The following is a 1,570-nucleotide window of genomic DNA, read 5'->3' on the forward strand; positions in this document are numbered from 1 at the left end:
CCCAACCTGAGGTCCCTCTGATAAAATCTCGAGATTGGTCTTATTCAGAATCTCTTCCTTAGAAATCTCCGTATGCCGAGAATGAGGAGCTACGTAGCTATCGTCAAAGCCTCTAAAAAGAAGATGACCTTCCTTTAAGGTGTCCTGAGGGTAGATACCCGATAACTTACTGTTCATCTGGTATTTTTCCACTCCATAGCGCAGATAAAGCCCAGCCTGAGCACCCCAACAGATATGAAGGGTCGAATAGACATGGGTCTTGGACCACTCAAGCACCTGGCTAAATTCTTCCCAATAATCCACTTCCTCAAATGGTAAATGCTCAACTGGAGCACCCGTGATAATCATCCCATCAAAATACTCATCCTTGACTTCAGGAAAGGTTTTATAAAAGGTCTCCATGTGCTCTGAACGAGTTGTTTTAGATCGATGACTTTCCATATAGAGAAAATCAATATCCAGTTGCAGGGGTGTATTAGCCAAATGGCGCAACAACTGGGTTTCTGTGACCATTTTCTGTGGCATGAGATTTAAAATTAAAATCTTCAAAGGGCGAATATCTTGGTGGGCAGCACGTTGATCATCCATGACAAAGATATTCTCTGTCCGCAAAATCTCAACAGCTGGTAATTTTTTATCAATTCGAATCGGCATAACCCTCTCCTAACTGTACTCTTTCAGGAATCATTGCATATGTTTGAAGCCAAATCTCAAACACCTAGTCCTTTTATTATACTGCAAGAAGATATAGTTTTCAATTATACTTTTTCTCTAACTAGCTATAGTCTATTTTTATATCCTAATGTAGAGAAAACAGCCCTAGGGACTGTTTTTGATTAATAATGCATAAGAACCTTGTAATCGTAGTCACCGATTTTTTCACGGCCGTTCAATTCATCCAATTCAACAAGGAAGGCACAACCTGCTACAACACCACCAAGTTTTTCAATCATCTCGATGGTTGCCTTAACAGTTCCACCTGTTGCCAAGAGGTCATCCACGATAAGAACACGTTGACCTGGCTTGATGGCATCCGCATGCATAGTCAAGGTATCAACACCGTACTCTTTTTCATAGTCAGCAGAAATGACTTCGCGTGGCAATTTACCTGGCTTACGAACAGGCGCAAAACCAATTCCCAACTCAAAGGCAACTGGACAGCCCACGATAAATCCACGAGCCTCAGGCCCTACAACCATGTCAATTTTCTTGTCAGTAGCATACTGAACGATTTCACGAACAGCATAGCTATAAGCATTTCCATCAGCCATCAAAGGACTAATATCACGGAAGGTAATCCCTTCCTTTGGATAATTTTCAATTGTTGCAATGTAATCTTTTAAATTCATCTTTTTCTTTCTTTCAAAGTTTTTACTCTCTATTATACCATATTTTCTAGTAAAGAAGAAAGAGAAAACAATATTTGAATCATTTACGCTGTGACCTTTTTTTTGACCAAAAATAGCAGTTTCGTTACTTTTGTAAATAAAAATCTATTCCAGAAACTTGGGAATAATTTCTAAAAACCAAAACCAGTTTCAGAAAAACAGATTTTATTTTCATTTTTAAG

The 1,570-nt window shown here is 38.9% G+C and carries 2 protein-coding genes; both read right to left on the reverse strand.

The window, feature by feature from the left end:
• Positions 1 to 654: homoserine O-acetyltransferase/O-succinyltransferase family protein (locus tag SMIDD26_RS06605; RefSeq protein WP_061439616.1), on the reverse strand; the 654-nt coding region annotated here is incomplete at its 3' end.
• 182 nt (positions 655 to 836) lie between these two features.
• On the reverse strand, positions 837 to 1,349 hold the full coding sequence (locus SMIDD26_RS06610; RefSeq protein ID WP_001049320.1) for an adenine phosphoribosyltransferase: 513 nt from the start codon (positions 1,347 to 1,349) through the stop codon (positions 837 to 839).
• Positions 1,350 to 1,570 lie beyond the last annotated feature (221 nt).

The sequence above is a fragment of the Streptococcus mitis genome, assembly GCF_001579035.1.
Taxonomy (GTDB): domain Bacteria; phylum Bacillota; class Bacilli; order Lactobacillales; family Streptococcaceae; genus Streptococcus; species Streptococcus mitis_J.

Bases quoted from the DNA above. Each gene is read 5' to 3' on its own strand.
- SMIDD26_RS06610 (WP_001049320.1), bottom strand. From the start codon at position 1,349: ATGAATTTAAAAGATTACATTGCAACAATTGAAAATTATCCAAAGGAA.